The sequence below is a fragment of the Aquibacillus halophilus genome (assembly GCF_009649745.1).
GTDB classification, from domain to species: Bacteria; Bacillota; Bacilli; order Bacillales; family Amphibacillaceae; genus Aquibacillus; species Aquibacillus halophilus.
In genome coordinates, this window is sequence record NZ_WJNG01000016.1 from 22,201 (window position 1) to 47,857 (window position 25,657).

The 25,657-nt window shown below is 35.1% G+C and carries 27 protein-coding genes, 1 pseudogene and 1 riboswitch; of the genes and pseudogenes, 25 read left to right on the forward strand and 3 right to left on the reverse strand.

The window, feature by feature from the left end:
* The first annotated feature begins 3 nt into the window (after positions 1–3).
* From GH741_RS17590 to GH741_RS17635, 10 genes are all read left to right on the forward strand, one after another.
* A complete protein-coding gene (locus GH741_RS17590) occupies positions 4–843 on the forward strand; it encodes an SDR family oxidoreductase (protein ID WP_153738075.1) in 840 nt (279 codons plus the stop codon).
* A 91-nt stretch (positions 844–934) separates the two neighbouring features.
* Positions 935–2,167, forward strand: a complete 1,233-nt coding sequence (locus GH741_RS17595) for an NADH:flavin oxidoreductase/NADH oxidase family protein (protein ID WP_153738076.1) — start codon at positions 935–937, stop codon at positions 2,165–2,167.
* 154 nt (positions 2,168–2,321) lie between these two features.
* The gene (locus tag GH741_RS22330; RefSeq protein ID WP_153738077.1) at positions 2,322–2,822 is read left to right on the forward strand and encodes a DUF1232 domain-containing protein; all 501 of its coding nucleotides are present in this window, start codon (positions 2,322–2,324) and stop codon (positions 2,820–2,822) included.
* A 433-nt stretch (positions 2,823–3,255) separates the two neighbouring features.
* Complete coding sequence (locus GH741_RS17605) at positions 3,256–3,984, forward strand: urease accessory protein UreH domain-containing protein (protein WP_153738078.1); 729 nt, start codon at positions 3,256–3,258, stop codon at positions 3,982–3,984.
* Between the two features lie 71 nt (positions 3,985–4,055).
* Complete coding sequence (locus GH741_RS17610) at positions 4,056–4,766, forward strand: cytochrome c biogenesis protein CcdA (RefSeq protein WP_153738079.1); 711 nt, start codon at positions 4,056–4,058, stop codon at positions 4,764–4,766.
* A gap of 90 nt (positions 4,767–4,856) precedes the next feature.
* A complete protein-coding gene (locus GH741_RS17615; protein ID WP_153738080.1) occupies positions 4,857–6,014 on the forward strand; it encodes a F510_1955 family glycosylhydrolase in 1,158 nt (385 codons plus the stop codon).
* A gap of 128 nt (positions 6,015–6,142) precedes the next feature.
* Positions 6,143–6,841: a response regulator transcription factor gene (locus tag GH741_RS17620; protein WP_153738081.1), complete on the forward strand. Its 699-nt coding sequence runs from the start codon at positions 6,143–6,145 to the stop codon at positions 6,839–6,841.
* A 1-nt stretch (position 6,842) separates the two neighbouring features.
* The gene (locus tag GH741_RS17625) at positions 6,843–8,231 is read left to right on the forward strand and encodes a sensor histidine kinase (RefSeq protein ID WP_170287661.1); all 1,389 of its coding nucleotides are present in this window, start codon (positions 6,843–6,845) and stop codon (positions 8,229–8,231) included.
* Positions 8,228–8,434: a hypothetical protein gene (locus GH741_RS17630; RefSeq protein WP_153738083.1), complete on the forward strand. Its 207-nt coding sequence runs from the start codon at positions 8,228–8,230 to the stop codon at positions 8,432–8,434. Before GH741_RS17625 ends, GH741_RS17630 begins: the two co-directional genes overlap by 4 nt.
* A gap of 81 nt (positions 8,435–8,515) precedes the next feature.
* Entirely contained in the window at positions 8,516–10,438 is a 1,923-nt protein-coding gene (locus GH741_RS17635; protein ID WP_153738084.1) for a copper resistance protein CopC, read from the forward strand.
* Positions 10,439–10,673: 235 nt separating this feature from the next.
* Here the strand turns inward: GH741_RS17635 and GH741_RS22000 are convergent.
* Positions 10,674–10,864: pseudogene (locus GH741_RS22000) on the reverse strand (DUF3231 family protein); the annotation flags it as partial.
* Between the two features lie 162 nt (positions 10,865–11,026).
* On the opposite strand from GH741_RS22000, the gene GH741_RS17645 reads away from it, so the two are divergent.
* The 4 genes from GH741_RS17645 to trhA all read left to right on the forward strand — a co-directional run bounded on the left by GH741_RS17645 (position 11,027) and on the right by trhA (position 14,560).
* On the forward strand, positions 11,027–11,980 hold the full coding sequence (locus GH741_RS17645; RefSeq protein ID WP_153738086.1) for a processed acidic surface protein: 954 nt from the start codon (positions 11,027–11,029) through the stop codon (positions 11,978–11,980).
* Between the two features lie 12 nt (positions 11,981–11,992).
* Positions 11,993–12,604, forward strand: a complete 612-nt coding sequence (locus GH741_RS17650) for a class D sortase (protein ID WP_153738087.1) — start codon at positions 11,993–11,995, stop codon at positions 12,602–12,604.
* Between the two features lie 365 nt (positions 12,605–12,969).
* Positions 12,970–13,521, forward strand: a complete 552-nt coding sequence (locus GH741_RS17655; protein WP_338079548.1) for a CueP family metal-binding protein — start codon at positions 12,970–12,972, stop codon at positions 13,519–13,521.
* Positions 13,522–13,915: 394 nt separating this feature from the next.
* The gene (gene trhA / locus GH741_RS17660; RefSeq protein ID WP_153738088.1) at positions 13,916–14,560 is read left to right on the forward strand and encodes a PAQR family membrane homeostasis protein TrhA; all 645 of its coding nucleotides are present in this window, start codon (positions 13,916–13,918) and stop codon (positions 14,558–14,560) included.
* A 43-nt stretch (positions 14,561–14,603) separates the two neighbouring features.
* On the opposite strand, the gene GH741_RS17665 is transcribed toward trhA, so the two are convergent.
* A complete protein-coding gene (locus GH741_RS17665; RefSeq protein ID WP_153738089.1) occupies positions 14,604–14,798 on the reverse strand; it encodes a hypothetical protein in 195 nt (64 codons plus the stop codon).
* A gap of 315 nt (positions 14,799–15,113) precedes the next feature.
* Positions 15,114–15,200, forward strand: a riboswitch (cyclic di-GMP riboswitch).
* Positions 15,201–15,237: 37 nt separating this feature from the next.
* Between GH741_RS17665 and GH741_RS17670 the strand changes: the two genes are divergently transcribed.
* Positions 15,238–15,447, forward strand: a complete 210-nt coding sequence (locus GH741_RS17670) for a Spo0E family sporulation regulatory protein-aspartic acid phosphatase (RefSeq protein WP_153738090.1) — start codon at positions 15,238–15,240, stop codon at positions 15,445–15,447.
* A gap of 178 nt (positions 15,448–15,625) precedes the next feature.
* On the opposite strand, the gene GH741_RS17675 is transcribed toward GH741_RS17670, so the two are convergent.
* Positions 15,626–16,213 (reverse strand): LysM peptidoglycan-binding domain-containing protein, encoded by a 588-nt coding sequence (locus GH741_RS17675; protein ID WP_153738091.1) that lies wholly within the window; start codon positions 16,211–16,213, stop codon positions 15,626–15,628.
* Positions 16,214–16,540: 327 nt separating this feature from the next.
* Here GH741_RS17675 and GH741_RS17680 point away from each other — a divergent pair, with 327 nt between their 5' ends.
* The 10 genes from GH741_RS17680 to GH741_RS17725 all read left to right on the forward strand — a co-directional run bounded on the left by GH741_RS17680 (position 16,541) and on the right by GH741_RS17725 (position 25,577).
* Positions 16,541–17,305 (forward strand): sugar phosphate isomerase/epimerase family protein, encoded by a 765-nt coding sequence (locus tag GH741_RS17680; RefSeq protein WP_153738092.1) that lies wholly within the window; start codon positions 16,541–16,543, stop codon positions 17,303–17,305.
* A gap of 121 nt (positions 17,306–17,426) precedes the next feature.
* Entirely contained in the window at positions 17,427–18,437 is a 1,011-nt protein-coding gene (locus GH741_RS17685) for a LacI family DNA-binding transcriptional regulator (protein ID WP_153738093.1), read from the forward strand.
* A gap of 216 nt (positions 18,438–18,653) precedes the next feature.
* On the forward strand, positions 18,654–19,208 hold the full coding sequence (gene hxlB / locus GH741_RS17690) for a 6-phospho-3-hexuloisomerase (protein WP_338079549.1): 555 nt from the start codon (positions 18,654–18,656) through the stop codon (positions 19,206–19,208).
* Positions 19,209–19,343: 135 nt separating this feature from the next.
* The gene (locus GH741_RS17695) at positions 19,344–20,366 is read left to right on the forward strand and encodes a TRAP transporter substrate-binding protein (protein ID WP_153738094.1); all 1,023 of its coding nucleotides are present in this window, start codon (positions 19,344–19,346) and stop codon (positions 20,364–20,366) included.
* 76 nt (positions 20,367–20,442) lie between these two features.
* Positions 20,443–20,928 carry a TRAP transporter small permease gene (locus GH741_RS17700; protein WP_153738095.1) on the forward strand — a complete coding sequence of 162 codons (486 nt, stop codon included), beginning with the start codon at positions 20,443–20,445 and terminating at the stop codon, positions 20,926–20,928.
* Positions 20,928–22,214 carry a TRAP transporter large permease gene (locus GH741_RS17705; RefSeq protein ID WP_153738096.1) on the forward strand — a complete coding sequence of 429 codons (1,287 nt, stop codon included), beginning with the start codon at positions 20,928–20,930 and terminating at the stop codon, positions 22,212–22,214. The genes GH741_RS17700 and GH741_RS17705 overlap by 1 nt, the downstream gene beginning before the upstream one ends.
* Before the next feature lie 50 nt (positions 22,215–22,264).
* Entirely contained in the window at positions 22,265–22,948 is a 684-nt protein-coding gene (rpiA, locus tag GH741_RS17710) for a ribose 5-phosphate isomerase A (protein ID WP_153738097.1), read from the forward strand.
* Between the two features lie 30 nt (positions 22,949–22,978).
* The gene (locus GH741_RS17715) at positions 22,979–23,929 is read left to right on the forward strand and encodes a sugar kinase (protein ID WP_153738098.1); all 951 of its coding nucleotides are present in this window, start codon (positions 22,979–22,981) and stop codon (positions 23,927–23,929) included.
* An 11-nt stretch (positions 23,930–23,940) separates the two neighbouring features.
* Entirely contained in the window at positions 23,941–24,564 is a 624-nt protein-coding gene (gene hxlA, locus GH741_RS17720; RefSeq protein ID WP_153738099.1) for a 3-hexulose-6-phosphate synthase, read from the forward strand.
* A 29-nt stretch (positions 24,565–24,593) separates the two neighbouring features.
* Entirely contained in the window at positions 24,594–25,577 is a 984-nt protein-coding gene (locus GH741_RS17725; protein ID WP_153738100.1) for a Gfo/Idh/MocA family protein, read from the forward strand.
* Positions 25,578–25,657: the final 80 nt, after the last annotated feature.

The window sequence follows — 25,657 nt, forward strand, 5'->3', positions numbered from 1 at the left end:
TGTATGAATAAGGACAGCGTGGCTGTTGTTACAGGTGCAAATTCTGGGATGGGAAAGGCTACGTCAATTGCGATTGCCAAAACTGGAGCAACTGTTGTTATGGTATGCAGACATAGAGAACGAGGAGAGGAAGCGAGGAAGGAAGTACAGGAAATGAGTGGGAATTCAGCAGTTGTCTTAATGCAGTGTGATTTAGGTTCTAAGGATAGCATTAGGAGTTTTTGTACAACTTTTAAAGATAGCTACCAACGTCTTGATGTACTGGTTAATAATGCAGGTGTGATTCTTCCTGGACGACATGAGACATCTGATGGCTTTGAGCTTCAATTTGGCGTGAATCATCTCGGCCATTTCCTTCTAACAAAACTTCTCCTTGAACAGATTATTGCCAGCGCACCTGCTAGAATTATAAATGTCTCCTCCGGTGCACATAAAATTGGCAAGATACATTTTGAAAATATAAATTTAACAAAAAACTATCGATTGTGGAGAGCATATGGGCAGTCAAAATTAGCAAACATTCTTTTTACATATGAATTAGCCGATAGACTAAAAGAAAAGGGTGTGACAGTAAATTGTTTGAATCCAGGTGCTGTGGCTACCAACATGGGCATTAATCGAAATACTGGTTTTGGTACATTTATTACACGGATATTAAAACCATATTTTCAGACGGCTGAACAAGGTGCAGAAACAGCAATTTACTTAGCGACTGCTGATGAAGTGGCTGGAGTAACTGGCCATTACTTTTACCGTAAAAAACAAATCAAATCTTCTAAGAAATCATATGATAAAAATCTTGCGAAAAGGTTATGGAGTCTGAGTGAAACATTAACTGATTAGACTTCTCTAATTCCATTTAACCCCACAAAACAAGTTCCTAATGCCTGCTCAAAATTAAACTAGTATCTAGTAAAAAGAGGAGATTTCTACTATGAATCGAATAACAATATCAAATCCCTTCACATTAAAAAATAACAATATCACCTTTAAAAATCGCATTGTAAAATCGGCGATGAGTGAAGCCTTGGCTTCAAAAAACCATCTGCCAACTCCTAAACTTTTCAGGCTTTATGAAGAATGGGCAAAGGGTGGTGCGGGATTGGTCATTACAGGAAATGTGATGGTCGATCACAAGGCTTTAGGGGAAACAAGAAATATAGTATTAGAAAATAATGAGAACATTGATTTATTTAAAAAATGGGCGGAAGCAGGTAGAAAGAATGATACCCATTTATGGATGCAAATCAACCATCCTGGAAAACAAGTTCTCAAAGGAGTTGTTGGTGAAGCAGTTGCTCCTTCCGCTATTCCATTTGAACCAGATCTACAGCGTTTCTTCCCAAAAAGTCGTGCTCTTTCCATCGAAGAAATTAGAGGGATTATTCAACGTTTTGCTAATACGGCTGAGCTTGCAAAATTGGCAGGCTTTTCAGGAGTTCAAATTCACGCTGCGCATGGATACTTAATCAGCCAGTTTCTTTCACCAAGGCATAATCAGAGAGAAGATGAATGGGGAGGCTCAATTGAAAACCGCTTTAAATTTTTAGCAGAAATCTACCATGCCATCCGTACAAAAGTTGGGGATAATTTCGCAGTTGGGGTTAAAATAAATAGTTCTGATTTCATGAAAGCTGGTTTTTCTGAAGAAGACTCTCAGTTTGTAATCTCGGAACTAGACAGGCTCGGCATCGACCTTATAGAAATTTCTGGTGGTACTTATGAAAGGGCGGCCTTGTTTGGAAAAGACGCTAAACCTTCAACTGTTAAACGTGAAGCTTACTTCTTAGAATATGCAGAAAAACTAAAAGAGAAAGCAGATATTCCTCTCGTATTGACAGGAGGTTTTCGAACTCCTTCAGCTATGAACGAGGCGCTACAAACAGGAGCAACCGACTTCATCGGGTTAGCTAGACCAATGGCTCTTTATCCAGATTATGCTAACAATTTACTGCTAAACAATGCTTCGGATCTTTCTATAAAGACAATTAAGACGGGGTTTTCCTTTATAGACGACAAAGCATTAATGGAACTAACCTGGTATAGTCAACAATTAGGGCGGATAGCTAGAGGGAAATCAACTAAACCAAATTTCTCTCCCTTCCTTTCACTTATCCTTACTCTCTTTAAGAATGGAAAAGAGGTATTTCAAAAGAGGAGAGTATAGTCAAATACTGGGGAGAGACAGGGTCCTTTGTCATACATCATAACCTTATTTGGATATACACTTTCTTACTTTATTTGATAAACTGATAATAAAATTACTAACTATAGACTAAATAAAATTCTTGACACTACTACTGTAAAGGGGATGTTAACAAGTGTTTAAGAAACGTAAAAATCAAGATAGCAATTTAGATATACCAAAAGAAGATGTGCAAAAGCCTGATGTTGAAGATAAGCTGAAAGAAAAAAACGAAGAAGCCACCAATAAAGCAAAAGAGTATTTAAATGATAAAGACAAATTACAAGATTTAATTAATAATGCAGAAGAAAAAGCCCAGAAAAAAGAAGATAAAAAAGGTTTTGTGCAGGAAACATGGGATAGTCTAAAAACTATGGTGGAACTTGTAAAGTCATACATCAAGGGGGACTATAAGAATATTCCTTATGGATCACTAATTTTAATAGTTGCTGCTATTGTCTATTTTGTGATGCCAGCAGATGCAGTTCCTGATTTTATAGCGGGCTTAGGTTTTGTGGATGATGCTGCCGTTGTCGCATTTACACTTAAGAAAGTCAAAGAGGATCTTGATAAGTTTGTTGAATGGAAAAATGGACGAGACGAAGATGAAAGTAAATCAACTAATGAGAAACAATAACCTTGTTTGATAGCTTTGGTTAGTAGTGTAATCTCCTTATTTTGAAGAGGGATTAGTAACTTTTGGGGTGAAAAACCCTCACTTAAATAGTCCACAAGGATGGTTAAGTGGGTAGTTCGATAAAGTAAATACATGACTAATCCTTTTTACTTTAGAAACTTTTCAAAAAGTGACTACAATATAAACTGGAATAGCTAATTATACTATTGTTTTTCCTATCCTCTATTTTTCAGAGTACAGAACTAAATCGATGGAACTAAAAACGGGGCAGTAATACTGCCCCGTTTTTTTTGACCTTAATATTGTCGAGTAATTTTTCAAAACAAAACTGTAATCCTCACAAATTCCTCACAATTAAATGTTAAAATGTAGTTTCCGCTAAAGTAAGTGACTTCCTTTGGAAAACACGCGATAGAATAAAAGGAGGCATTCTATGTACCAATTCTTCAGTAATATTAGTAATCTACTAAGTGATCCCTTTTTTACGTTAGCCAATCAATGGGAGGGCATTCCGCTTCTATCAGCTTTTTTACTGGGAATCGTTGGTGCTGTAGCCCCTTGTCAATTTACCGGAAATATCGGTGCAATAACCATCTACGGAAACCGTTCTCTGCAAAAGAAGATACCATGGACTCATATAATTATTTTTATACTAGGTAAACTTGTTGTTTTTTCAATTTTAGGTTTGATTGTATGGATCCTTGGTAAGGAGTTTCATGCGAATTTCACACAAGTGATTCCGCCAATCAGAAAGGCAATGGGCCCGCTGTTAATACTAATAGGTTTATTTATGATTGGGCTGCTAAAAATCCGTTGGGTTACGACTATTTGGAAAATTCCAGATCGGTATCTAAAAGATAGTAAACTTGGTAGTTTCTTAATGGGGGTAAGCTTCACGTTAGCTTTCTGTCCTACGATGTTTATTTTATTTTTCGTGACTTTAATGCCTATAGTATTGTCTTCATCATATGGAGCAGTATTACCGTTAGTCTTTGGAATAGGAACATCGATTCCACTCCTATTAGCGATATTTTTATTATGGTATTTTGAATTAGGTGGAAAAATAATGAAACAAGGAAGAAAGATTGGCTTGGTAATTCAACGGGGCGCCGGCTGGGTGTTGATTATACTCGGTCTATTCGACACTCTTACGTATTGGTAGTATTGGCTGGTTATAGATTTATACAAAATGAAACACTTAATTACGATAAAATAATTTAATTGAGGGATAAGATGGAAGAAGTTAATTTTATATTAGCCTTTACTGCAGGAGTACTTTCTTTTATATCACCTTGTTGTTTGCCTTTATATCCAGCATTCTTGTCCTATATAACGGGCGTGTCAGTGGATGAGTTGCAAAATGAAAAAGGAATACTCCGAAAACGGGCACTATTACACACTACTTTTTTTCTAATTGGATTTTCAATTATTTTTATAGCATTAGGATTCTCTACGTCCTTATTGGGTGGAATATTCACTTCTTATGGAGATTTAGTAAGGCAACTAGGAGCTATATTAATAGTATTATTAGGGTTAGTAATACTAGGTGTATTCAAACCAGCCGTTATGATGAAAGAAAAGAGAATGTTGATTAAAGATAGACCAACAGGTTATCTAGGATCTAGTGTCATTGGATTTGCATTTGCAGCAGGATGGACACCATGCACAGGTCCAATACTAGCTGGCGTTATTGCCTTAGGTGTTTCAAATCCTGATCAAGCCTTGCTATATATGCTTGCCTATGTGTTTGGATTTTCTCTTCCCTTCTTTTTGATGTCTTTTTACATTGGGAAAATGAAGTGGATAAAAAAGTATAATCGGCTTATTATGAAAATTGGGGGAGTCACGATGATTATTATGGGAATCTTTTTGTATTTTGATTGGATGACGAAACTAATATCAATTGTATCTAACAGTTTTTTTAATGGCTTCACTGGCTTTTAGTTTGTCACTTAAGTCGAAGTATACAGATAGATAAATTAAATAAAAAAATAAGTATTATTATAAAACTATTTAGGAGTGTAACTATATATCATGAAAAAAACATCCTTATCTTTACTTACAAGTTTCATCCTATTCTTTCCACTAGATGTATTTGCTCACGGTGAAGAGGAACATGCTAGTGAAGCAACAATCAATTATTGGAGTTATGGATTAGCAATATCATTGATTTTACTAATTATTTTTCTTGCGTTGTATGTATTAGCTAAAAGAAAAGTTGGAAACTTAAGTTTAAAAAATCAAGCAGATCGACAAAATCATAAATCTTTATTAAAAAGAAGTAACATTTATAAATGGATCACTATTCTAACTGGCGTATTAAGTATTTTCTTTATCATCATGGTGAATGTAGACAGTGACAATATAGAGGAAAAGCAAATATCATTCCAACACATTCATGGACTTGGATATACCAGTGACGGAGAAGAACTATATGTCCCGTCACATGATGGATTAAAAGTCTACACACATGGTTCATGGACCACCCATACAGTTGGTGAAAAACATGATTATATGGGTTTTTCAATGTACAAAAATGGATTCTATAGTAGTGGACATCCAGCCCCAAATTCAGACTTAGCTGACCCTCTAGGTATTGTTAAAAGTACAGACAGTGGTGAAACTATCGAGATTCTTGATTTATATGAAGAAATCGATTTCCATTGGATGACTGTAGGTTATGAAACAAAAGATATTTATGTGTTTAACCCATCAGAAAATTCACGAATGGAACAACCAGGATTTTATTATTCCACTGATGAAACAAAGACCTGGAACCAAGCCGCGTTAAATGGGATAGAAGGGCAAGCCACTTCTCTAGCAGCTCATCCAACAGAAAAAGGAACTGTAGTATTAGGAACAGTTGAAGGAGTTTTCTTATCCACCGATTACGGAAATAACTTTGAAAAATTATCTCTCGAAGAAGCCGTGTCGGCAGTATCGTTTGGACATGAAAGCAACTTACTTGTTGGAACACAGACGAACAGAAATCTTTACCAAATAAATATATCAACAAATGAAGTAAGTCAACTAACTATTCCAAATTTGGATGAAGATTTTATTCGTTTCGTGAAACAAAACCCTATAAATAAAGAAGAACTAGTATTCTCCACTGATAAGAGAGATATTTACTTTTCTAACGATGGTGGAAAGACGTGGAGTCTTAGCGTAGATGATGGTGTTGCTAAATAACCAGTGCAACTCTAATGTCCCTATAGCAAAGAATTGACTTAGTTAAGATTTCACTATAGGGTTCGTGTGCAAGCATGAATATTTTTAACTATAGATTAAATTGAAACTTGTCAGAATGAGGGCTTATGATGAATAGTAGGATTTTAATTGTTGATGATGAATGGAACATGAGGAATTTGCTTAAAATTTATTTATCTAAAGAGAACTTTCAATTGGATGAGGCTAAGGATGGTAAAGAGGCAATTCGAATGGCTCTTCAAACTTCCTATGATGTAATGATTCTAGACATTATGCTACCCGATATTGATGGATGGAATGTTTGTGAAACTATTAGACAGACGAAACAACTACCTATCTTGATGCTAACCGCACGAAATGACCTGAAAGATAAAGTTTATGGTTTAGAAATTGGTGCTGATGACTATTTAGTCAAACCATTTGAACCGGAAGAGTTAGTCGCACGGGTCAAAGCATTATTAAGACGAAACAAGATAGTGGTTGAAGATACGAATAGTCCTCTTTTTAGTGAGGGTTTGTCGATTAATAGTGAAAGTAGAGAAGTAAGGGTAAACAAACAAGTAATTGAATTTACACCAAAGGAATTTGATATTCTCAATTTAATAGCAAGTCAACCAAAAATAGTATTTACTAGAGACATTTTACTAGACAACATTTGGAATTCAACTGAGCTTCGTGATGTCCGCGCAGTTGATACACATGTTAAAAACATACGAGAAAAACTTCGACAAGGTGGCTTATCCTTTATTCCAATTCAAACCGTATGGGGCGTCGGGTATAAATTTAATACTTCAGAGGGTCGTGCTTAAGATGAACAAAATTGTTCTTAAGCTTGGTGGCACCATTATGGTGTTGTTTTTAGTCGTACTACTTCCGTTAGGGTTTGTAGCTAATCAAATTTTTACAAATTTTTATTATAGCCAAGTTCAAGAAGAGATAGAAGAACTTGCTCAAAAATATGCTAATACAATAATTTCGCTTGATGATGAATCAATTGTCAATATGTTTAAAACTCTAGCGGATTTAACTAATAAAGAAATATATATTACCGATGCGATTGGAAATGTCGTAGCAGATTCTGGTGTCCGGATTACCAATCTATCTAATCAGGATATCAGTCAATTATCAGAAGGCGAACCAGTTCAAAAAAGGTTCGATGATTCAAGAACAGAAAGTAGCTATCTAGGGTCAGGTTATCCAATTATCCAATCGGATACATTTGTGGGAGGCTTTTTTGTATTGGCTTCGGTAAGTGACGTTGAAGAGCCTGTTGAAAAGGTTCAAGATTTGCTAATTCTTTCGGCAGTAGGTGCATTATTTTTGGCATTAGGCTTTACTTTTGTTCTATCAAAAAAAATGTCAGACCCACTGTTGGAAATGGAACAAGCAACACGAGAAATAGCGAAGGGGAATCTAGATATTCGTGTGAATATTCGATCAGATGATGAGGTAGGTTCTTTAGGAAGAGCAATAAATGATCTCGCAGTAGAAACAAATAGGTACCGTTCCAACCGAAGAGAATTTTTTGCTAATATATCTCATGAATTACGTACTCCAATATCGTATTTAAAGGGATACACTCAAGTTCTAAAAGAGGGCCTTTATCGTTCTGACAATGAAAGAATTCAGTATTTAACTATTCTTGAGGGTGAATCGGAACGTATGGTTCGATTAATTGATGATCTATTTGATTTATCAAAAATGGAAGAAGGAAAAATAGACCTCCAAATGAAAGCCATCAACCTCACAGAGGTATTGGAAACAGCCTTGTTAAAAGTCAGTATGGAGGTTGAAAACAAAGAACTAGCTTTGAATAAAGACATAGAAGGGAATATCCCTTTCATCAAAGCCGATTCTGTCCGCTTGGAACAAATATTCACAAATTTATTAGGCAATGCAGTTCGATATACAGAAAGAGGATCAATTACTGTTCGAGCATGGTCGGAAGAGAAAAGAATGTGGGTAAGTATTGAGGATACAGGAATTGGAATCCCTAAAGAAGATCTTCCTCTCATTTTTGAGCGATTCCATCGTGTTGAAAAATCACGATCAAGGGAACTTGGAGGAACGGGATTGGGATTGGCTATTGTAAAAAACTTAATAGAACTGCAAAATGGATCAATTACGGTGAGTAGCGAGTTAGGCAAAGGGACGAGATTTGAACTAAGATTTCCGGTTGCGAGTAAGGAGGAAACATGAACAAAATAGAATGGTTGCTAGCAAGCTTGTTGATTATTATCGGTTTATCTTGTTTAACAGTTTCTGCAACAACGATGTTGGGGACTGAATCAATGGGGAGTTATCTTAAAACATTTATTGAGCTTTGTTTCTGGCTAGGATTGCCAATCGTGATCATGGTGTTTGCATATATTGTGTTTATTAAGAGGAGAAAAAACAAGTGAAACTCTTGAGGACTCAATGTTGATACAAAGTGTATTAATAGTAGATATTACTTTCATATTGGAACAAAGGGGTAATACGTTATGATTCGAAAAAATCTAAAAACAATCACAATGATGCTGGCATTTCTAACCATACTGATTTCTGTTGTAATTTTGTCTAGTACCATAGCCGTAGCACATTCCTCTATGAAGGAAACATCTCCTCGAGGTAATACAACCTTAGATAAGTCACCATCAACAATAGAAATTTGGTTTCAGGACCCGGTTGTCATTCATGCGGATTCAATTAAAGTATTGGGTATAAATGGGAACGAATTGCCCACAGGAAAGACTCAGCTAGACCCCAATGATGCAGGGCATGTCATTTCAAGGCTGGGTCAGGAATTGGCTCCAGGTAAATATAAAGTGAAAATAAACGTTGTTGCTCAAGATGGATTTGTAATAGAAGAGGAATTTAGTTTTTCGATAAACAAATCAGAACAAGCAGAAATTGAAGAATTAACATTAGAAAAATCAAATATCTCAGATGGAAAAATACTTCAGGAATCTCCTAAGCAAATAGAGTTATGGTTTAATCAACCTGCTGAGGTGACGGCATTTGGGATTTTCGATGATAATTACCGACCTGTTACCACAGAATTACCTGTGATTGATTCAGAAAATCCAAAGCATATTGTAATTCCACTCACTGAAAGGCTTTCTTCAGGAACTCATCAAATTACTTGGTATGCTTCACCTATTACCCAGAGCACTACTCCCATACAGAGTGATCGTGTAGGGGTATTTTATTTTGCCGTTGATGAGTTTTCATCAATGACACCAATTGGAAATAATAGACAAGCAATTGATACAAGTACCTTCGATTTTTCGCTGGGTCTTAAACAAGTGGCCTATTGGTTCACATTTATTGGTTATTCTGTAATATTTGGAGTGGCTTGGTTTGACTTCATTATCCTTAAGAAACATATGAAAAAGCCTCAAAGGTACAGATTACTTGGGTTGTTTTCCCTGTTGAGTTTGATAGGAACTATATTGCTAATTATCGACCACAGGCAAGATTTATCTGGGCTATCTGCCAAAAACTTTGTATCCATTAAATTCGTTTGGATACCGCTTGTACAACTTTTACTTGTGTCGATAGGTATTGGAATTAAAAAAATACGTCCATTGTTGTTTGGTTTAGCACTGATTCTTTGGCCATTTATAATCGGCCATGCTTCTTATCCGCGTTATGGTGGTTATCTTACTATGATTATAGCTGCAATTCATGTCTTAGCTGTAGGTATTTGGATGGGTGGTCTAGTTGCATTAATTGCAAAACCTAAATTTCAAGATTCTAAGCAATGGTTTAAAAGTATCGGGCCTTCATTCTCTAGATGGGCTTTTGTGAGTGTTTTGCTCATTGTTTTCTCTGGGACTTGGATGACTGTTGAATTCCTCCCCTCTTATTCTTTCCAAAGCTTGATTGAAAGTGAATGGGGAAGATCTTTATTAATAAAAATACTGATGTTTTTAGTTATTGTTACCTTAGGGTTTTTTCAACGAAAAGCTATTAAAAAAATGAGTTCAGAATATACTCACTCTTTCTTTAAAAGAGTAAGAACGGAAATAATTTATGGTATGATCATCCTCTTCCTAGCTGCAAGTTTAGTTGCGGCAAATCCTAGTGCAGCTGAACAAGGAGTGTATAGAGAAACAACAAAACAGGAGTTAGATTTAAATGTAAAAATAAGCCCATTGGAGATGGGATTAAACACCATTACTTTAAAATTTGAAAATAACCTTAAAATCACTAATGTTAAAGTTGAACTGAGCATGCCACCAAACTGGAGAATTGAGAATAACGCATTTAGAGTGAATGAAAATACATATAAGCTAACGGGAAATCTACTTCATGCTTCAGGAACTATTAATATGAAAGTTAAGGTTATGATGGCAAACGGAAAAGAGATTCTAATACCTTATAGAGTTGTGGTTCCTGGTGAAGTACGATTTAATGAGTAAATATTGGTTTAAAATAAGGTTTAATACAATTTCCCCTGCGATAAAGTGTGGGGATTTTTTTGCACATCGCTTTGCTCTATATGAATTTGGAATTGTGGTTATCCTTTGTCCGACTAATCTATAAAAAAAAACAAGGTAAGAAATCATATTCATTGATTAATGAAGGTTTTGGCACAATTTATCTTTCAAAAACCGGACTATATAAGTTCATTTCAATTACTTATGCGGAAGTGGATCATAGTAATTTACTTATTGTTGCAACCTTTTTTCGATTTGGGGCAAGTGGTGGTTGCTCAAGACACTTATTCTTAGTCATTAAATCAAACCAATTTTTGTAATCGTTAAATTTTTTAATATAATCCTTCCATAAGTTGTAACAAGATCCAGGCGCATTACAGAAGCAAGTCCTGCCCCGTGATAGGACTTAAAAATTTTCTAACCTCTTTTGATTGTGCCCTTGGCTAAAGCCAAGTGAAAGAGCCGCCTTGCCTAATATTTTCTTTTTCATATTTAAAGAAACCCAATTAATATATGTATGTATAATCTACCTCCAATACCAAAAACTATAAAAAAAGTGGAGGTTGAAAAATGAAAAAAGTTGTAGTTATATTTTTGGCATTGTTTATTACGTTGTTTACTTATGAGAAGTCTACATATGCTACACCCCCTCAGGACCAGTTAGATTCTTTTTTAGAAGAAATTGACATGACACAAGTAGAACTAGAGGAATATTTAGCATTCTATGAATGGACGCTAGATGAATTTTCGACGATAGAGGAACTTCGAGATGCAACTGGAACAAGAATTACAGAGGGAAATCTAATTGAGATGTTAGCAACCTATGACCTGACTGAAGCAGAATTAGATGAACTGTTAGCAGAGTTTGGTGAGACACAAGAAGATTATATCTTTATTGAAGATCTTGAAATTGCCATTTTATTTTATGGAGACCATGAATCTGAATTAAATGAGCTAGACACCATGCTAGCTGATATTGGATTAACAGAGGATGAAATTGATGCATTATTTACCCACTTAATGGGATTAGATCAAGAGAACCTTGAGCAAAGAATGGAGAGTTTGGAAGATAGAATATTACCATATATGGATATTGAGAATACGCAAGAGCTTACAGAGGCTCAGGAGAATGACTTGATTTCTATATTTGAAGAGACCCTTAATATCATACAGTTAAACCCGGACTTTTATATGGTAAAAGGGGAAGAACAAATTCCAATCTCATACAGTGACCTTATTCGACGCGATACAATGGATGGCTATTCCCTGTTGATTGAACTCTATAATAATCAAAGGACGTTCTTGTCAGATATGCAGATAACTCCGGAGATGTTAGGAACGAACTATATCCTTAATGTGGGTGACAACTTCCTTGGTATTGGTGATATGGCTGGCGAACTAACAACCGAATTACATCAAGAAAAGTTACCAGACACGGCATCACCATATTTATTGAGTTCACTTATTGGTTTGTTAATCGTTTTCGGTGGCTTTGTTCTCCTAAGAAAAAGAAAAACAACTTAGGGGCAATGTCCGATGAGAAAATACACTGCGATTTTTCTTATAACAATTGGTTTACTAGTATTGGGGTCGAATCTGCACAGTTACCTAATTGGTGTTGAAGCGGTAAAGAGCCAAAAGGTATTTCTAAATGAATTTAAAGATCACAGTATTCTTCATAAAAGAGATTTCAGGTTAGATCAAGCATCACCCAAGAAAGGGGAGAGTATGGGTACTCTTTCGATTCCAAAGTTGGGTGTTTCTCTACCAATATTTCATGGAACAAATCCTGACCAACTAAAACGAGGTGTAGGACATTTTGCCAAAAGTGCTCTTCCAGGGGAAAAGAATAATATGGTACTATCTGGTCACCGGGATACCGTATTTCGCCAACTGGGCAAGTTGGTTGAAAGAGATGAACTTATTGTCTCGAATGACATAGGGGACTTTCTCTATAAAATAAGAAAAGTTCGTATTGTAGATGAAGATGACCTAACAGTGATTGTACCTAAGCCAAGAGCTACGTTAACTGTAACTACATGTTATCCGTTTTACTATATTGGTAATGCCCCACAACGATACGTGGTAATAGCAGAATTGATTTCATCTAATTTAAAAAAGTCCAAAAAACAAGAGGATACTTCCTAAAAGGGTTATCCTCTTGTTTAACTTTTGAGGCTTAACTAATCTGTAATTAAAGTAGGAATATGTGAAGTGTTTTAAAGAGTGGAAATTTTAAACCTAGAGTTACGTGAGGATTTCAATGCTAATAACGACATTAGTATGGGAAGAATCACGAAAAACGAATGGAGTAGCATAGTTTCAAAGCATCCCCAACACTTTTATGGACAATAAAAATTCACAATTTAGATATGTTTAATGAAAATGATTAGGTAGCATCTTTAATATAAATAACTAATCATTTATAATAAAGATTGTTTAAAGGCTGAAAAATATAAAAGTTAAGAAAAAAGTATTTCTAATAGAAGAAAAATGCAGGAGGATAAGCTAAGGTGAATAGAAAAATCATTGTTACTATTGGAATAGTTGTCGTTTTACTAGGAGCGTATTTGTTTACCGTGAACGTCGAAAAGGATGGACCAACAACAGTAGATTCAAGAAATATTAAACAGTTGGTGAGTGATTATAGTTTAGGTAGCATAGAGAATCAATCCGCTTCCATCACATCTCAAGAACTTATCGTGACCGATACTGACGATAGTGAATCTATCTATGACTTACCTGAAGACGAGTTTTTTGTTTCCATTGCACCTTATGTCGACAAGACGCACCCTTGCGCTACTCATAGTTTGACTGGTTGCCAAGGAGAAATGATCGATAAAGAGTTTAGTGTGTACATTGAAGATATGGAAGGCAATGTGGTATTGGATCAAACAATGAAATCCCAATCTAACGGATTTATTGATTTATGGCTACCACGTGACAAAGAATATCAGATAACGTTTGCACATGAAGGGAAAACTTCAAAGTCGGATTTTTCAACATTTGAGAATGACAACACGTGCATTACAACTATGCAGTTAACAGAAAATAAAAGTGCTTAGATGCTTTATCTTATCTAATTAAAAATGCATTTCCTTTAAAAATGGGAGATGCATTTTTAATAATTAAGATGTGATTATTTTCTAAGGATAAGCGAGATAAATATTGTTGAACTAGCTTTTTTCGGTGGTTGATATGATCAAAATTTAATTTGTTTTTTATGCGGAAAATATTAGTTGGAATCCCTATTTATTATTAGTCTCCAATTATCTGATAAATCCGTATGTTCTGACAAATGCTTTGACTACCCGTTTTTTCTGAGGATAAAACCTGATTAAGGTCAAGACATAGTTGGAATTGGAACTTTTGACTCAATTTAAAGTACTAACTATTAAAAACTATTCCTACAAATGATATAGTATATAAAGTTAGTCTATTTAGTAAGGGATGATCCACTTGGCGCAAACACATATTTTTTCAAAAGGTGAGGAAATAGCAAATGCGATTACACACGGAATAGGTGCATTGTTAAGTATTGCAGCGTTAGTTGTACTGATCGTTTCTGCTTCGATAGACGGTACAGCTTGGCATATTGTTGGTTTCACAATTTATGGCTCAACGATGGTGATTTTATTTATATCGTCTACCATGGTTCACGCCCTACCTCAAGGGAAAGCAAAGGATTTATTTGAAATATTTGATCACTCGTCTATCTACCTGTTTATTGCCGGTACATATACCCCTTTTACATTTGTTGTTATACAAGGTGCTTTAGGTTGGACGATGTTCGGAATTATATGGGGATTGGCAATTGGGGGAACCGTATTTAAATCATTTTTCGTGAAAAAATATCTATTCACTTCAACGGCTCTCTATGTTGTAATGGGCTGGATGATTGTGATCGGCTGGAATAGAATTACAGAAAATTTAGATAGCAATGCAATTACTCTACTAGTGGTAGGTGGTCTTTGTTATACACTAGGCTCTGTATTTTATGTATGGCGAGGGTTTACTTATCATCACGCTGTATGGCATTTATTTGTAATAGCAGGAACGGCTAGCATTTTTTTCTGTGTGTTGTTTTATTTGTTACCTAGTTAGTAATCAAAAAAGGTTCAGTTCACCAAGAACTGGGCCATTTATTTTAATGAAGATTTGGATCGATTTTTCTTTTACCACTAATGATTTCATCTTCTGTCTTTCTACCTCTTAGTAAATCGAGCATTGCATCCTGAGCATCCTGATGATTATTAAATTTCTTAATTGTCTTTGTCACTTTATATTGATTACCGTCTTTTTGAATACCAAATTCAATACCCTGATTTTTGATAACCTTCATAAGAATCACACCTCATTTTTATAACTAATTATTCCCATTATGTGGTAGAAAATAAACTATTGAAAGCAATATGATTAAGCCATTTACAGTTCTTTGTAAAAACAATTGATAATTTCTTGTTAAGCTAATAATATTTGTAGTCATATAAAGGAACATGGTTTGACCTGTTCCCTATTTTTAATCTAATGTTCACATAGTTTAACTGGGATTTATTGTCGAAACTTCCAATTTATTGTTGTTAAATTTCTGATTATTCTGTATAATCAAATTAACCTTCTTCTTATTCATCTGTGGTCAACTCTAAATTACATGTTTTGTACGAAAAGGCAAACTCATCGAAAGGTGACGTCGCAAAGCTATAGGGGCTAAATTTGAGAGAAAACAAGCCAGCCAGTTATCGAATCACTCCACTAAAAAAAGTGTAAAGGGGGACTGTGATTTGGGTTTACAAAAAAAAGATGATCTAGAAATGGTTAGTAAGGAAATCTTGAATTTGCGAAATTTGATGTATATGGCAAAGGACCGCGCTGGAAATATGGTTGATCCAATGGTAATTGAGATCAGTCAGCTTTTAGATGCAAAATTAAACCAACATCACGAGTTAATTGAATTATACAAAGTGGAAAAACGGAGGAATGGATATGGCTGAGAGTAAATCAAGTGATAATATAACACAATCACAGAGAGACGAAGAAGAAGAGCAGTTACAGTGGCAACGATCAGTAATAAGGGAAGAACACATAGATTCCTAATAAGGACCAGGCGCCTTCTTCCAAACAAATCAAAATCCTGCATCTCATTGAGATGCAGGATTTTTTTCATCATTATTAGTTAAGTGGAATGGCTACTTGAGAGCCAATGTTTAATGAATAAATGTCCACGTTAGGGTTTGCTTCAATTAATTCATCAACGGTTACACCATCATACACACTAGCAATTTCATTGAACGTGTTACCGGGTTGAACGGTGTGATAAACTACATCGGCATCGCTACCAGAGTCGCCAGTATTACCAACAACTGTTACTTCAGATCCAATAGTTAAACCATACGGATCAATGCCTGGATTCAACTCATATAAGTCTTCTAATGTTACACCATCATATACCGCAGCAATTCCTAATAGTGTGTTACCTGGTTGAACCGTGTGTGTTACCATACTACTGTTTCCGCTACTTCCATTGTTTTCATTTGCATCAAGTTGAATTTCTGTTCCAACTGGAATAGCAGTGGGATCTAAATTACTGTTTAAATCTACTAACTCATCTACAGTAACGTCATCATGTTCTTGAGCAATTCCCCAAAGTGTTTCACCTGATTCTACCGTCTCTGTAGCAGCCATAGCTGAAAAGCTAGTTGCGCCAAAGATTGTTCCAACCACTACAGTAGGTATTAGAAGTTTTGACATTTTTCTCATTTCTAATTCCTCCTTTTAGTAAGTTATATTAAATGCATTCCTGCTATTTAAAATGATTAAACATAAAATCTGATAGAAAAAGTTAAAATTTATCACTCGTTGCCGTCATGATAGTAATAAAATTTATTAGATTTTTTTGTAGGTGCTTTCTTTTTTAGAAGAAAGCTAGATATTTTCACTTTTATAAAGATAAATTTAGGTGGGACGAGAAACCTGTCCCTCCGTCCCATTTTTGTGTTTTTGTAAATTTACTCTTGAAAAGCGCTTACAAAAGTAATATAATTTGAAACGAGCCTTTACTAAACCGGTTTATGAAGGGGGTATCACATGAGTGATGTAATTATTCCAGTAAATGCCTTTCAATTCGATGAGGTGTTAAATAAAGGTCAAGCTTGGTTTGTGCAAAGTATAGCCAAGGCAGGAGCTGACGGAATCGAAATTCGTCGTGAACTATTTCCTAATGGTAGTTTTCCACTTAAAGATATCAAAAAAGAGATTGTTAAGTACAAGTTGTTTACGGTCTATTCTGCTCCAATCGAACTTTGGAGTGAGGATGGAAGCTTAAATAAAATAACACTTCAACAGGTTTTTACGGAGGCAGTTGAATTAGGAGCAAGTTGGTTGAAGGTTTCGCTTGGTCATTATCATGAGGGAGTTTCAGATTGTCTTGAATTGAAAAGATTTATAGAAAGATATGAAAGCGTTCAACTAATTGTTGAAAATGATCAGACGATGTATGGGGGAAATATAGAAAAACTAGCATCATTTTTTAAATATTCAAATCATCAATATGTACCCGTGAAAATGACATTTGACATCGGAAACTGGTATTATACCGGCCAGGATGTGGAAAATGCGTTAGTAAAACTATCAAATTATGTTTGTTATATCCATTTAAAACATGTTGTAAGAGATGCAGATGGTTTGAAAACAGTGCCGATTCTAAATGAAGAGAACGCAGAGTGGACTAAGATACTTCGGCGTTTCTCAGTGAATTTAATGATAGCGTTAGAATTCCCATTAAAGTTGAATGATATTCAAAAATACATTGAAATGGTTCGTCTACAACAGTTAATGATTCAAAAAAAATAAAGCGAGCGCGTAGCTCACTGAAATTTTTAATACTGTCGAATCTCTAAGGTGATCTATGAGTTTCATAAACAAAAAGTGAGTATGCTTATTTTGACTATTAAAATGAAGAGGTAGATATTCTATGGGAAAAACAACAATGGCGGATGTTGCCAAAAAAGCCGGTGTTTCGAAAAGTACAGTTTCTCAATTTTTAAACGAGCGTTATGAATATATGAGCCCAGACACTAGAATAAGAATAGAAGCTGCCATTGATGAACTTAATTATCAACCTAATTATTTAGCGAGAAGCCTAAAACAAAAAAGGACATCAACGGTTGGTATTATTGTAGCAAATATTATGCATCAATTTTCAACAGAAGTGAGCCGATCAGTTGAAGATTATTTCAACAAGCATAATATGCATGCCATCGTTTGTAATGCTGATAATGATCCCGAAAAAGAAAAAAAGTACATTGAAATGCTTCGTGCCAAACAAGTGGATGGTTTAATCATTTTCCCAACAGCTCAAAATGCAGATATCTATAAAAATATGATCAAAGAAGAATATCCTGTAGTGTTTATGGATCGTAAAGTGCCAGACTTACAAGCTCCAACTGTTGTTTCTCAAAATATAGAGGCAACTTATTCTGCTATTCAACATTTCATCGATAATGGCCATGAAAGGATAGCCATTGCTACAGAGCCCTTAACCATTTCACCTAGAATAGAAAGACATGAAGGTTATAAAAAGGCTCTACATGCAAATGGAATAAAAATAAATCCGGAATTTCAAATTAGCACTAGTATCGACAAAATAAAAAAAGAGTTAGACAGACTATTTCAGCTTGATGCGCCACCAACAGCTATATTGGCTGGAAATGATATTGTTTTTATAGAAGTTCTCGAATTTGCGAAGGAAAAAAAGCTTGAGGTCGGAGAATCTTTCGCCTTAGTCGTATTCGATAATATTCCATTCGCCCATTTCGTCCATCCTCCTGTAACTACAATCGCTCAGTCCGCTTATATGATGGGGGAAAAGGCTGCCGATCTATTGCTTAAACAAATCAATAAAGAGCAGATTGATAGGCATGAGGTTTCATTTCCATGTGAATTAATCATTAGAGATTCTTCTAAAAGATTGAAAGAAAAGTAATCTGGCTGCCTTTTTTGTCGAAAGAGAAAGCACATAAACAAACAATTGAAAAAAGTTTAAAAAAGGTCTTGTAAAACGCTTACATCTAAATTATACTATTACTAGACCGGTTTACTAAATCGGTTTAGTAAATGAAATATCGTCTGTGAAAATATTACGGATACTGCCACAAATCATGAAAAGGCGTTTAAAAAGGATTAGTAGAGGTGATGTGTAGTGAAGCATGTAACAGATACAATAGCTAATGAAATTCAGGAGGTATTACAAAGTATAAATCCGAATGAATCAAAAGAATTAGCTGATGAACTTAAGCAAGCTAGACGGATTTTTATAGCTGGAACAGGCCGCTCAGGGTTAGTTGGCAAAATATTTGCAATGCGTTTAATGCATAGTGGATATCAAGTTTATGTTGTAGGGGAGACAATAACACCTAGTATTGAAACAGAGGATATATTACTAGTTATCTCAGGGTCTGGAAGCACTCAATCCCTAAAATACTATGCAAATCAAGCGAAGAGTGTTGGGGCTAAATTAACTCTAGTTACTACAAATAAAGATTCTGAAATTGGAAAAATAAGTGATTGTACCGTATTAATTCCTGCTGCGACCAAAAAACGGTTGCCACATGAACCGGATACAATCCAACCATTAGGAAGCCAATTTGACCAATCTGCACACTTGTTATTAGATGCTGTGATCGTTTATCTTCTGCAACAACAAGATGGTAAAGAGGAATCAAGTTTAAATAAAAAACACGCAAATTTAGAATAAGGTTTAAGCAAAGGTAGACTGATAAAATTAGTTAGTAGGAAGCCATTATTTCACTGAAAAACTTTAAAAAAATAATTAATAGATTTTATCTATTAACTATAAAATTAAAAACAAATAGAAAAGGGAGTTGTCAATATGAAAAGGTTTACACTTATATTGTTAGTAGCAGTTATGACAATAATTGCAGGTTGTGGAAATAATGAGTCTGGTGGAGAAGAAGAAGCATCTGTTGAATCTATTAAGCTAATTGCTGCGCATAACCAGACATCAACAGAAAACCCATACCAAGATGGATTAGTTAAATTCAAGGAAGTAGCTGAGGCAGAATCTGATGGAGCAATTGAGGTAGAGGTTCATGCTGGAACTATTGGTACAGAAGAATCAGAACTTGTTGAGAAACTTCAAACAGGTGGAGCTGACGTTGTACTTGTATCACCAGGATTTATGACACAAACAGGTGTGAAAGAGGTTGATTTATTTGCACTTCCATACCTATTTACTAGCTATGAACACTGGGAAAATGTAGTTGATGGAGAAGTAGGACAGCAATTAGCAGATTTGATAAACGAAAAATCTAACAATGATTTCAAACTTGTTGGTTACTGGTCAGCTGGTGTTAGACACTATTATGGTAAAACACCGCTACAAAGCATGGATGATTTAGATGGATTAACGATTAGAACACAAACATCTGGTGTTGTAGCAAATTATTGGGAGCAAACTGGAGCTATCCCTACATCAGTAGCTTGGGGCGAATTATACCAAGCATTACAACAAGGTGTTGTTGATTCAGCAGAAAATGCTTACCCATACTTTGTTCAACAAAATCATCACACTACCGACAACGGTAAATTCATAACTGAAACTGGCCATGATTATACTACTCGTTTTCTATTAGTTAATGGTGAAAAATTCGATTCATATACAGATGAACAAAAAGAAATCATCTTGAAAGCTGCTGACGAATCAGTTAAAGCCGAAAGAGCAGCACTTTATGCTCAAGAAGATGAATATAAGCAAAAAGCTATCGACGAAGGTGCAGAAGTTAATGAAATTGACAGACAGCCATTCATTGATTTAGCTAAACCTATTCAAGATGCTGCTGCTGCTGATATGGGTGTTGAAGATTTACTACAACAAATTAGAGATATGCAGTAATTAATAATTAGGAAAAGAAAACTAAAGAAAAGGACACGTAAAGTGTCCTTTCTGTGGTTTCGTAAGGAGGGTAATCATGAATCGATTTGTTAATATTCTTGAAAAAATTCAATTAACAGCAGGTGCTTTATCATTATTAACATTTTTTGTGGTGATTGTAATACAAATTGTTACCCGACACCTTGGTGTTTCAGTTATATGGACAGAAGAGGTAGCTAACTATTCATTTATTTGGGCAGTTTTTATGGGCGCAGCAGTAATGGTCAATCGTAGAGACCACTTCACTTTTGATTTCTTGCAAAGAAAGTTAACAGGGAAACCAAAATTGTCGCTAAGTATATTTACTGATAGCGTTTTAATTTTGTTTAACATTGCAATTTTCTACTTCGGTTTACAGGTTGTTGAAAGATTTTGGAATTATAATTGGGCTGCTTTACCGGCTATGAAAATGGGATATGTTTGGTTATCGATCCCGATTATGGCGGGAACGATGGTTATTTACTCAACTGTACATTTGATTAATCATGCAAAAATGTTGAAAGTTAAGGAGGTAAACGAATAATGGGATTTTTATTAGTAGGACTATTTATTGTTCTGATGTTTGTAGGTGTACCAATTGCATTTGTAATAGGAATTGTAGCGTTATTAGGAATTTTTAATATTCCTTACATTCCGGAAATGACTGTTCCAATGAAAATGCTAAATGGTCTAGATTCCTTTGTTTTATTAGCGGTCCCATTATTTATTTTAGCTGCTAACTTAATGAATTCAGGTAAAATTTCAATTAAATTGATTGATCTTGCTTTAGCAATAGTAGGACCAATCCGTGGTGGACTTGCTCATGCAAATATTCTAGTATCAATGATGTTTGCAGGTGTTTCTGGCGCGTCTCAGGCTGACACAGCAGGTGTAGGGAAAATCCTTATTCCTAGTATGGTTAAGAACGGCTATGATAAAGAAACAGCAGTAGGTGTTACGGCAGCATCATCAACAGTTGGGGTAGTTATTCCACCTAGTATTCCGATGATTATTTTTGCGGGTATTACTAATGCTTCTGTAGGCGCACTTTTTCTTGGAGGAATTGTACCAGGCGTGTTAATAGGTTTAGGCATGATGATTTTTACTTATATCGTTGCTGTTAAACGAAATTATCCTAAGACTGCTAGAGTTGAGTTTCAAAAATTCATTAAATTATTGTTAGAAACGATTCCTGCATTATTTACAGTCGTAATTATAATTGGCGGAATTATTTCCGGATTTTTCACAGCGACTGAGGCTGCAGCTGTAGCGTCATTATATACATTACTAATAAGTATGTTCTTTTACAAAACCCTTAAACTAAAAGATCTACCGAAGATTTTAGTCGATACACTTGCTCTAAGCTCTCTTTCTCTTTTTGCATTAGCAACTGCAAGTGCATTGGGTGAATTAATGAGTTATTACCAATTAGGTGTACTAGCTCAAGAATTCTTTACGAATAACATCGGTACCAAAGGGTTATTTATTATCATCATTATTTTATTCTTCCTTTTTATCGGAACATTTATGGATGCTATTCCGGCAATGATTTTATTTGTACCGGTTATTTTGCCAACAGCTTTACAGTTTGGAGTGGATCCTGTCCATCTTGGCCTAATTGTTATAATCACTTTAGCAATTGGATTAGTTACACCACCATATGGATTATGTTTACTACTTGCAGCCAAAATTGGCGATCTTTCAATTGAAAGATCATTTAAAGGAGTAATACCTTATATTGCTATCGTAGTAGCTGTATTATTATTTATAGCATTTTTCCCTGACATTGCATTCTATGTACCGAAGATGATAAATCCTGGTCTATTTTAATAGTTGGATTCAATCATTATTCTAAAAAGATAAATAAGGAGCGACATTTCATGTTGACTCAAATTGATATTAACAAAAAAATTGCTGGTGAAGAAGCAGTTAACTATATTAAAGACGGTATGACGATAGGTCTAGGTTCGGGCTCCACTGTTAACTGGATGCTTAAGAAGCTAGCCAATCGGGTGAAAAATGAAGGATTAAATATCAAGGGGATACCAACATCAATAAAAACAGAACTATTAGCCAAGGATCTTGGTATTCCTTTAACGAATTTTACGGATGTTGAGCAAATTGATCTTGCCATTGATGGTGCAGATGAAGTTGACAATAACTTGAACTTGTTAAAGGGTGGAGGAGGATCTTTGGTTAGAGAGAAAATTGTGGATGCAATGGCAAAGAAACTGATCATCATAATTGATGAATCAAAGCTTGTCACACATTTAGGCGCTTTTCCTCTACCCATCGAGATACTACCTTTTGGTTGGAATATAACGGCGAAGCATATTGCTAACTTTGGTTGTGAACCAATACTTCGAAAAAAAGAAGAAGACGTATTTGTATCAGATAATGGAAATTATATTTTGGATTGTAAATTTGATAGAATTCTACATCCTAAAAGTTTACATGAAAATTTAAAATTACTAGTTGGAGTTGTGGAAACTGGATTGTTTGTTGGAATGACTGACAAAGTTATTACTGCGCGTAACGGTGAAATTGTCATGATCCAGCATTGAACACCATGACAATTTAGAGGAGGTATGAAAATGAATGATGTAATCACAATTGGTGAAGCAATGATCGTATTTAATCCCAGTTCAACTGGGCCGATGAAATTTGTAAATAGCTTTGAAAAAAAGGTGGCTGGAGCAGAGCTGAATGTTGCAATTGGTTGTTCTCGTCTTGGGTTGAAATCTGGATTTATTAGTAATCTAGGAAATGATGAGTTTGGTAAACACGTACAGACTTTTGCACGAGGAGAAGGAATCGATGTATCTCAGGTAAAGTTTGTTGACGGCTATCCTACTTCATTGAATTTTAAAGAAATATCAGAAGATGGTAGCGGTAGAACTTTTTATTACCGTGATAAATCTCCAGTATTAGCTATGACCCCAGATGGTTTGGATGAAGAGTATTTTAAAAAAGCAAAAATACTACATCTTACAGGCATATTTCCTGCAATCAACCCTAAAAACATTGAAATAATTGATCGAGCAATCTCTTTAGCAAAAAAACATGGTTTAAAAGTCTCATTTGATCCTAATATTCGATTACGTATGTGGAGTAAGGAAGAAGCAAAGAATACTTTAGCTAAGATATTACCTCATGTTGACATCTTGCTTGCTGGTGATGAGGAGATGGAAATTATTATTGGGGAAAAAGAACCCAAAGTAATAATAGAAAAATTAAAAGAGTTTGACATTTCTTATATCGCTATTAAACAAGGTGATAAAGGCTCAGTTGGTTATCACAATGGTGAGTATGTTGAAGCACCGCCTGTTAAAGCTCCTAAAGTGGTTGATACTGTAGGTGCTGGCGATGGTTTTGATTCAGGTGTGATATATGGTATTTTAAATGATTGGCCATTGAAAAAGACACTTCAATTTGCTAATACAATTGGTTCCATGGTGGTTGGTGTGATTGGTGATAATGAAGGACTTCCATATTATGAGGATGTCCAAGGTCGCCTAGGTGAGATCGAGAGAATTGAGCGATAAGGAGCTTTTAAATGAAATTGCAATTAGCGTTAGACCGGTTAACTAGAGAAGAGTGTATTCAAATTTTAAATGATACTCAAGAAGCCATTGATATAATTGAAATTGGCACAGGTGTCATAAAAGAATATGGTATGCCAATTGTTCGTGAGATACGTGGTCTTTATCCTAGCAAACTAATTATGGCTGATATGAAGACATGTGATGCGGGTAGACATGAAGCAATTCAAGCCTTCGATGCTGGAGCTGATATTATCACGGTTATGGCATTTTCTTCAAAATTGACTATTTTGGAAACATTGAAAGTTGCAAAAGAGTACGGAAAACGCATTATGGTTGATTTATTAGAAGTTGATTCAAGAGACAAAATTGCTGAACTACAAGAATTGGATGTTGATCTTGTTAGTTTGCATGTTGGAAAAGATAAACAACAAGAAAAAGGGGATTTTAATACAGACTTATTCTCTTTAGTAAAAGGATACGATTTCGAAGTTACTGTAGCAGGTGGGATTAATCTAACTACGTTACCTAGTATTGTGAAGGAGAAGCCTGATACTGTTATTGTAGGAAGTGCAATCACAAAAGCTGAAAATCCATATGATGTTGCAACTAAAATGAAACAAATCTTGAATCAGTAAGCTAATTTGATGATATTGGAGCAGTGGATATGAACTTAGGGACAATCGGTACCAATTGGATTACAGATTTGTTTATTGACGCAGCTAAGCAAACGAAAGGATTAAATCTTACCTCTGTTTATTCACGAACCGAACAGAGCGCTAAGAAATTTGCAGGCAAACATGGTATAGATGATTATTTTACTGATTTAGATGTGATGGCCCAAAGTGAATTAATTGATTGTGTGTATATTGCATCTCCTAATTCCTTGCATTATGAACAAGCCCTTTTGTTTTTAAAAAATAAAAAACATGTCATCTGTGAAAAGCCTATATTTTCTAACACAAGAGAACTAGATATAGCCCATAGAGTAGCAGAAGAAAATGATGTATTTTTATTTGAATCAACGAGGAATTTACACTTGCCAAATTTTAAAAGGTTAAAGGAAAGTGTAGAAAAAGTAGGGAAAGTCCGCAATGTTTTTCTTCATAGAATTAAATATTCTTCTAGGTATGACGATGTGTTAAAAGGGGAGGTTCCTAACATCTTCTCACCTGAATATTCAGGCGGGGCATTGGTTGATTTAGGGGTGTATCCAATATCTATAGCTGTTTCTTTGTTTGGATACCCTGAAGATCTGGATTACTCTCCAGTTTTACTAAATACAGGTGTCGATGGCGGTGGAACTCTTGTTTTAAATTATAAGGATTTCACATGCACGATAATTTTTTCTAAAATATCGACCTCTTTCAATGATTCTGAAATTAATGGTGAAAAAGCAACCATCTCGATTGATGATATAGGTTCGCTGACCAATTTAAAGTTAACTAATATACATTCAAAGCAGACCATTCCTATTGGAATAGAACAGTCGGAAAATGACATGGTATATGAGGTTGAAAACTTTGTTAGAATTATAGAATCAAAAAATAAAGATGAATATATCAACCTGAAAAAAGTGAGTAGAGACGTTCTGACCATTACGGAGACGGCTAGACAACAAAATGATATTGTATATTCTTGCGAGAAATAGTAAGAATATATTTATTAAAAGAGCTGTTTTAATTAAGGTCAGACCCCAGGGAAGTCATAGGGTCTGGCCTTTTACAATTC

What these genes read in the sequence shown, in the direction of transcription:
- GH741_RS17675 (WP_153738091.1), bottom strand. Translation starts at nt 16,213, where the DNA reads ATGAGAAAAATGTCAAAACTTCTAATACCTACTGTAGTGGTTGGAACA.
- GH741_RS17665 (WP_153738089.1), bottom strand. Translation starts at nt 14,798, where the DNA reads ATGAAGGTTATCAAAAATCAGGGTATTGAATTTGGTATTCAAAAAGAC.
- GH741_RS17590 (WP_153738075.1), top strand. Translation starts at nt 4, where the DNA reads ATGAATAAGGACAGCGTGGCTGTTGTTACAGGTGCAAATTCTGGGATG.
- GH741_RS17635 (WP_153738084.1), top strand. Translation starts at nt 8,516, where the DNA reads ATGATTCGAAAAAATCTAAAAACAATCACAATGATGCTGGCATTTCTA.
- GH741_RS17680 (WP_153738092.1), top strand. Translation starts at nt 16,541, where the DNA reads ATGAGTGATGTAATTATTCCAGTAAATGCCTTTCAATTCGATGAGGTG.
- GH741_RS17620 (WP_153738081.1), top strand. Translation starts at nt 6,143, where the DNA reads ATGAATAGTAGGATTTTAATTGTTGATGATGAATGGAACATGAGGAAT.
- hxlA (WP_153738099.1), top strand. Translation starts at nt 23,941, where the DNA reads ATGAAATTGCAATTAGCGTTAGACCGGTTAACTAGAGAAGAGTGTATT.
- GH741_RS17615 (WP_153738080.1), top strand. Translation starts at nt 4,857, where the DNA reads ATGAAAAAAACATCCTTATCTTTACTTACAAGTTTCATCCTATTCTTT.
- GH741_RS17705 (WP_153738096.1), top strand. Translation starts at nt 20,928, where the DNA reads ATGGGATTTTTATTAGTAGGACTATTTATTGTTCTGATGTTTGTAGGT.
- GH741_RS17605 (WP_153738078.1), top strand. Translation starts at nt 3,256, where the DNA reads ATGTACCAATTCTTCAGTAATATTAGTAATCTACTAAGTGATCCCTTT.
- GH741_RS17685 (WP_153738093.1), top strand. Translation starts at nt 17,427, where the DNA reads ATGGGAAAAACAACAATGGCGGATGTTGCCAAAAAAGCCGGTGTTTCG.
- GH741_RS17595 (WP_153738076.1), top strand. Translation starts at nt 935, where the DNA reads ATGAATCGAATAACAATATCAAATCCCTTCACATTAAAAAATAACAAT.
- GH741_RS17725 (WP_153738100.1), top strand. Translation starts at nt 24,594, where the DNA reads ATGAACTTAGGGACAATCGGTACCAATTGGATTACAGATTTGTTTATT.
- GH741_RS17625 (WP_170287661.1), top strand. Translation starts at nt 6,843, where the DNA reads ATGAACAAAATTGTTCTTAAGCTTGGTGGCACCATTATGGTGTTGTTT.
- rpiA (WP_153738097.1), top strand. Translation starts at nt 22,265, where the DNA reads ATGTTGACTCAAATTGATATTAACAAAAAAATTGCTGGTGAAGAAGCA.
- GH741_RS17715 (WP_153738098.1), top strand. Translation starts at nt 22,979, where the DNA reads ATGAATGATGTAATCACAATTGGTGAAGCAATGATCGTATTTAATCCC.
- GH741_RS17695 (WP_153738094.1), top strand. Translation starts at nt 19,344, where the DNA reads ATGAAAAGGTTTACACTTATATTGTTAGTAGCAGTTATGACAATAATT.
- GH741_RS17645 (WP_153738086.1), top strand. Translation starts at nt 11,027, where the DNA reads ATGAAAAAAGTTGTAGTTATATTTTTGGCATTGTTTATTACGTTGTTT.
- GH741_RS17630 (WP_153738083.1), top strand. Translation starts at nt 8,228, where the DNA reads ATGAACAAAATAGAATGGTTGCTAGCAAGCTTGTTGATTATTATCGGT.
- GH741_RS17650 (WP_153738087.1), top strand. Translation starts at nt 11,993, where the DNA reads ATGAGAAAATACACTGCGATTTTTCTTATAACAATTGGTTTACTAGTA.
- GH741_RS17610 (WP_153738079.1), top strand. Translation starts at nt 4,056, where the DNA reads ATGGAAGAAGTTAATTTTATATTAGCCTTTACTGCAGGAGTACTTTCT.
- GH741_RS17700 (WP_153738095.1), top strand. Translation starts at nt 20,443, where the DNA reads ATGAATCGATTTGTTAATATTCTTGAAAAAATTCAATTAACAGCAGGT.